The organism is Protofrankia sp. CiP1_Cm_nod4 (genome assembly GCF_982290645.1).
The window spans coordinates 13,690-19,391 of record NZ_CEVIVC010000014.1 but is presented as its reverse complement, the minus strand read 5'-3'; the positions used below and the strand labels follow the sequence as shown (position 1 = coordinate 19,391).

Below are 5,702 nucleotides of genomic sequence, written 5' to 3'. Positions count from 1 at the left end.
GGGTGCCTCTGGTGCCTTGGGTTTCTTGGGTTCCTCTGGTGCCCTGGGTTCCTCGAGGCGGCGGCTGGCACGTGGGACCAGCCCGGACGGACGAGACGGACGGCGCGACCCCGCGGCGACGCGGCGCGTGCCCCGTCGCCGCGGGGCGACGGGCGTCCGGGCCAACTGACGCGACAGCCGCGACAGTACGCCGTTCAAAGACTACACGGCTATCAATGTTTGGCCGCAGTGTAGGAGACAAGCGCTGTAAACTACCAACGGTGGAAGATCGCATGCTTCGGCGCCGGGACCGGCTACGCGCCGAGACGGTCCGCGAGATCAAGGCGATCGCACTGCGCCACATGGCCGACGGTGGCGCGGCAGCGCTGTCGCTGCGGGCGATCGCCCGCGAGATGGGCATGACCGCGGGCGCGCTGTACAGCTACTACGACACCCGCGACGACATGATCACCGCGCTGGTGACCGACATCTACACCTCGGTGGCGCAGCGGCTGGAGACCGTCCGGGCCGCGGCCCCCGCCGACGATCCCGGCGCCGCCCTGACCGCGGTGGCGATGGCCTACCGCGAGTGGGCCGTCACCAGCCCGCAGGAGTACCAGCTTCTCTACGGCAGCCCCATCCCGGGCTACCGGTTCCCGGCCGAGGGCGACGCGTCCTCGGCCGAGCAGCAGGCGTGCGGCGTGCTGCTGCGCCTGGTGGAAAGCGCCTGGCCTGGCCTGCGGACCAGGCTGTCCGCGGCCGGGACGGACCCGGGCGACAGCACCGACGACCACGACTGGTCCGACTTCACCCCGCCGTTCGCCGCGCTGGCCCGCACGGCGGTTCCGGGCCTGCCACCGGCGGCCGTCGCGCTGTCGCTACGGATCTGGGGCCGGCTACACGGGCTGCTGGCGCTTGAGATCAACGGGCACCTGCGGCCCCACGTGATGGACCCGGCGACGCTCTACCGCGCCGAGGTGCGCGAGCTCGCCGCCTGGCTGGGCTCCGGCGACACCTCCGCCGGTGCCGCGAGCGCCGGCACCGTGGGCACCGAGGCCGCGGGATGCGACACTGCGGGGGCTGACACCGGCGGCGAAGCCGCCAGCTCGGCGCGGATGGCCGCGATGACCGCCCCGGGATCCTCCGCCAGGTAGAAATGCCCGCCGGGAAAGACCCGCAGGCCGAACGCGCCGGTGGTGTGGCCGCGCCAGGCCTGTGCCTCGTCGATCGTGACCTGCGGATCAACGTCACCGGTGAACACCGTGACCGGGCAGTGGACCACCGCGTCCGGCGCCGACCGGTAGGTCTCGACCGCGGTGTAGTCGGCGCGGATCGCCGGCAGGATCATCCGCAGGATCTCCTCGTCGCCGAGCAGCCGGGAGTCGGTGCCGGCGAGCTGGCGCAGCTCGGCGACGATGCCGGCGTCGTCCCGGCGGTGGACGTCCTGCCGCTGGCGGTACCTTGACGGCGCGCGGCGGCCGGAGGCGAGCAGGCGCACCGGCCCGTCCTGCCCGCGGGCCCGCAGGCGCAGCGCGACCTCGAAGGCCACGACGGCGCCCATGCTGTGCCCGAAGAACGTCAGCGGCTCGCCGCCCCACGGCAGCAGGGCCGTGGCGATCCCCTCGGCGAGCCCGGCGATGCTGGTGACCGCCGGCTCGCCGAGGCGGTCCTGGCGGCCGGGGTACTGGACGGCGAGCACTTCGACGCCGGGCCGGCCCGGGCCGGCCGATGCGGACAGCTCCTGGGACAGCGGGAAGAAAAAAGGTGCCGAGCCGCCCGCGTGCGGGAAGCAGACCAGCCGCCCGGCAGGATCCGCCACTGCGTGAAACCGTCGTATCCACAGATCGGCACCGCCGCCGGTACTACCGCCGGTGCCGTCGCCGGCACTCGTTCCGGGTCTCGTCATGACGGCTGCTGTCCTTTCCTGCCGGCGGCCGGCCGGGCCGGCGGGTGACATCCGAAAATACTCGTCCTGGTTTCCGCCATCCTTATCAGGGCCACCACCGGAAAGCAAGACAGGCATCCAAGAAAAAGCCTCACAGGAGCTAACGTTTCATTCTCCGGAGCAGCTGGCACATAATATGGGCCACGCATCCGTGTGAGCTGCACCACAATGACGGTAAGGGTCGACTAGGGGTATCGATAGGGGTTATCACCACGCGCTTTTCTGCGGATCATCTACATACTGGCCGGCTGATGGGTACCCGAGCCCGGGGTTCGTCGCATGGCCACAGGCCTACGCGGGCACGGCCGGCGGCAGCCGGCGGCGGGCCGTGTCCGGGCACCCCGACAGGCGTGCCCGGACGGAACGCGTGAACGCACGACACGGCGAAACGCGCAGACGAGGACGAAAGGGTGTGATACAGCGTGCCACCGCACCGCTCCAGCCGCCCCCGCGCCGCACGCTGTCCCCACCACTGTCTCCACCGCGCCGAGTGTTGTTGTTGTCGCCTCGGGAGCTTCCGGCCGCGCTGACGCCCCCGGCACCGGGGCCGGCCTGACCGGCTGCGGTGCCGGGCCGGCTGGCCGCGCGGCCGGCCCGGCCCACCGCTGGGACGGCACCCCACCTCCGCCCGTTCGCCGGGATCCACACCGTGCGGCCCGCCCCCGGGCCCCGCCGCGGTTCCCGGCGGCCACACCAGATCTTCCCGGAAATCCGGATCCCGGCACCGCGTGAAACAACTGAAGGTGATCGCGCCGCCTTCGGCCGGCCAGCCGCCATCCGGCGCCCGGCCGCGCCGGCCGTTTACGAGAGGGAATGGACACCGAAGATGTCGCATGCCGAGACGCCGTCCGACATCGCCGTCGTCGGGCTGGCCGCCCGACTGCCCCAGGCGGCCGGCCCCGGGGAGTTCTGGCAGCTGCTGGAGAATGCGCGCAGCGCCGTCACGGATGTTCCCGCCGGCCGCTGGGAGGGAATCCCGGACGATATCCGCCCGCTGCGCGGCGGTTTCCTCGACGGCGTCGCGGGCTTCGACCCGGAGTTCTTCGGCATCTCGCCGCGCGAGGCGGAGGCGATGGATCCGCAGCAGCGTCTCGTGCTCGAGCTCGGCTGGGAGGCGCTGGAGGACGCCCGCGTCGTCCCGGCCGCGCTGGCGGACACCCGTACCGGCGTCTTCGTGGGCGCCATCGCCAGTGACTACGCCGGGCTGGTCCACCGTCACGGTCTGAGCGCCGTCACCCGGCACACCCTGACCGGGCTGGCCCGCGGCGTCATCGCCAACCGGCTGTCCTACCTGCTGGGCCTGCGCGGCCCGAGCCTGACGGTGGACACCGCCCAGTCGTCGTCGCTGGTGGCGGTGCACCTGGCCTGCGAGAGCCTGCGCTCGGGCGAGTCGGAGCTGGCGCTGGCCGCCGGCGTCCACCTCAACCTCACCGCCGAGACGGCCGTCAGCGCGCAGCGCTTCGGCGGGCTGTCCCCGGACGGGCGGTGCTTCACCTTCGACGCACGGGCGAACGGTTTCGTGCACGGCGAGGGCGGCGCGGTCGTCGTGCTCAAGCCGCTCGCGGCCGCGCTCGCCGACGGCGACCGGATCCACGCGGTGATCCGCGGCAGCGCGGTCAACAGCGGCGGCGCCACCGCGGGCCTGACCGTCCCGAGCGCACGGGCCCAGCGGGACGTGGTGCGCGCGGCGGCCGGACGCGCCGGCGTCGACCCGCGCGACGTGCGCTACGTCGAGCTGCACGGCACCGGGACCGCGCTCGGGGACCCGATCGAGGCGTCCGCGCTGGGCGCCGCCTACGGGGCCGGCCGGCCCGCCGGCGACCCGCTGCTGGTCGGGTCGGTGAAGACGAACATCGGCCATCTCGAGGGCGCCGGGGGGATCGTCGGTCTGGTCAAGACGGTCCTGGCGATCACGCACCGGGTGCTGCCGCCGAGCCTGAACTTCGCCACGCCCAACCCCCGGATCCCGTTCGAGGAGCTGCGGCTGCGCGTGGTGACCGCCCTGCGGCCCTGGCCGCACGACGACCGGCCGCTGCTGGCCGGCGTGAGCTCGTGGGGTGTCGGCGGGACGAACTGCCACGTCGTGGTGGGCGAGGCGCCCACCACCCGGCCCACGGCGGCCGCGGCGGGTGGCGCCGCGGCGGGTGGCGTGGCCGCGGTGGGTGGGCCGGCGGCCCCGGCGGCGCGCGCCGGGGACGATCGTGAGCCCGCGGGGCGCGCCGGCGGTGGCCGTGAGCCCGTGATACGCGGTGACGTCGTGCCGTGGGTGCTCTCCGGGCGCGGCGTGGACGCGGTGGACGCCCAGGCCGGCCGTCTGCTCACGCTGCTCGCCGGCTCCCCTGCCGGCGACGCCGACAGCGACGCCGGAAACACCGAAAGTGAAGAAAGCGGCGCCGGAGGTAACAGCGCTCCTACCGGGGACGTGGCCGGCGGCGGTCCCGCGGACATCGCGCTGTCGCTGGCGACGACCCGGGCGCGTTTCGAGGAGCGGGCGGTGGTGATCGGCGCCGGCCGGGCCGAGCTGTCCGCCGGGCTGCGCGCCCTCGTCGCCGTCGAACCGTCCGCGAACGTGGTGCGCGGGTCGGCGGGCGAGCGCGGGAAGACCGTCTTCGTCTTCCCCGGCCAGGGATCCCAGTGGGCCGGCATGGCCACGGAACTGCTGGCGGTATCCCCGGTGTTCGCCCGCTCGATCGACGCGTGCGCGGCGGCGCTGGCGCCCCACATCGACTGGTCGCTGCTGGACGTCCTGCGGGACGCCCCGGGCGCCCCGCCGCTGGAGCGGATCGACGTGATCCAGGCGGCGCTGTTCGCGGTGATGGTCTCCCTCGCCGAGGTGTGGCGGGCCTTCGGCGTCGAGCCCGACGCGGTGATCGGCAGCTCCCAGGGCGAGATCGCCGCCGCGTACGTGGCGGGCGCGTTCACCCTGGAGCAGGCCGCGGCCGTGGTGGCGCTGCGCGGCCGCGCCGTGGCCGGCCTCAGCGGCCTCGGCGGGCTGGTGTCCGTCCCGCTGCCCGCGGCCGAGGTCGCCACGCTGCTCACGCCGTGGGCCGACCGCGCGGGCATCGGCGTGATCAACGGGCCGGACGCCACGGTCGTCTCCGGCGAGACCGCCGCCCTCGACGAGCTCGTGGCGACGCTGACCGCGGCCGGCATCGACGTCCGCCGGATCCCGGTCCGGTACGCCTCGCACTCGCCGCAGGTCATCCCGGTGCGCGAGCGGCTGCTCGAGCTGCTCGACGGCATCACCCCGGCGGCGGCCGGCATCGCCTTCTACTCGACCGTCACCGCAGGCCCGCTGCCCACCACCGAGCTGACCCCCGCCTACTGGTACCGCAACCTGCGGGAGACCATCAACGTCGACCAGACGGTGCGGGCCGCGCTCGCGGCCGGGCACGGCACGTTCGTCGAGGTGACGCCGCATCCCGTCCTCACCGGCGTGATCCAGCGGATCGCGGCGGACGCCGGCGGAGAGCACGCCGACGCGCTTGTCACCGGCACGCTGCGCCGCCACGACGGCGGCCCCCGCCGGCTGCTGGCGTCGCTCGCCGAGGCGCACGTGCGCGGGGCCGACGTCGACTGGGCCGCGGCGATCGGCCCGGCGGCGCGCGTGACCGACCTGCCCACCTACCCGTTCCAGCGGCGGCGGTTCTGGCTGCCGGGCGCGGCGGCCCGCCCGGCACCGTCCGCGGCGGCACCGGCCGTGGAGCTGCCGGACGTCTCCATACCGGCACAGAATGTTCCGGATCATGACACGGCCGCCCACCGCACGGACGCCCAC

Annotated in this window: 2 protein-coding genes and 1 pseudogene; 2 read left to right on the top strand and 1 reads right to left on the bottom strand. The window is 74.4% G+C overall.

Annotation, left to right across the window (positions count from 1 at the left end; genetic code table 11):
• Positions 1 to 215: 215 nt before the first annotated feature.
• Positions 216 to 908 (top strand): annotated as a pseudogene (locus tag AC5LSR_RS04940) (TetR/AcrR family transcriptional regulator); the annotation flags it as partial.
• 35 nt (positions 909 to 943) lie between these two features.
• Here AC5LSR_RS04940 and AC5LSR_RS04935 read toward each other — a convergent pair.
• A complete protein-coding gene (locus tag AC5LSR_RS04935; protein WP_493464544.1) occupies positions 944 to 1,798 on the bottom strand; it encodes a thioesterase II family protein in 855 nt (284 codons plus the stop codon).
• Between the two features lie 952 nt (positions 1,799 to 2,750).
• Between AC5LSR_RS04935 and AC5LSR_RS04930 the strand changes: the two genes are divergently transcribed.
• The coding region (locus AC5LSR_RS04930; RefSeq protein ID WP_493468192.1) for a type I polyketide synthase at positions 2,751 to 5,702 on the top strand (2,952 nt) is incomplete at its 3' end.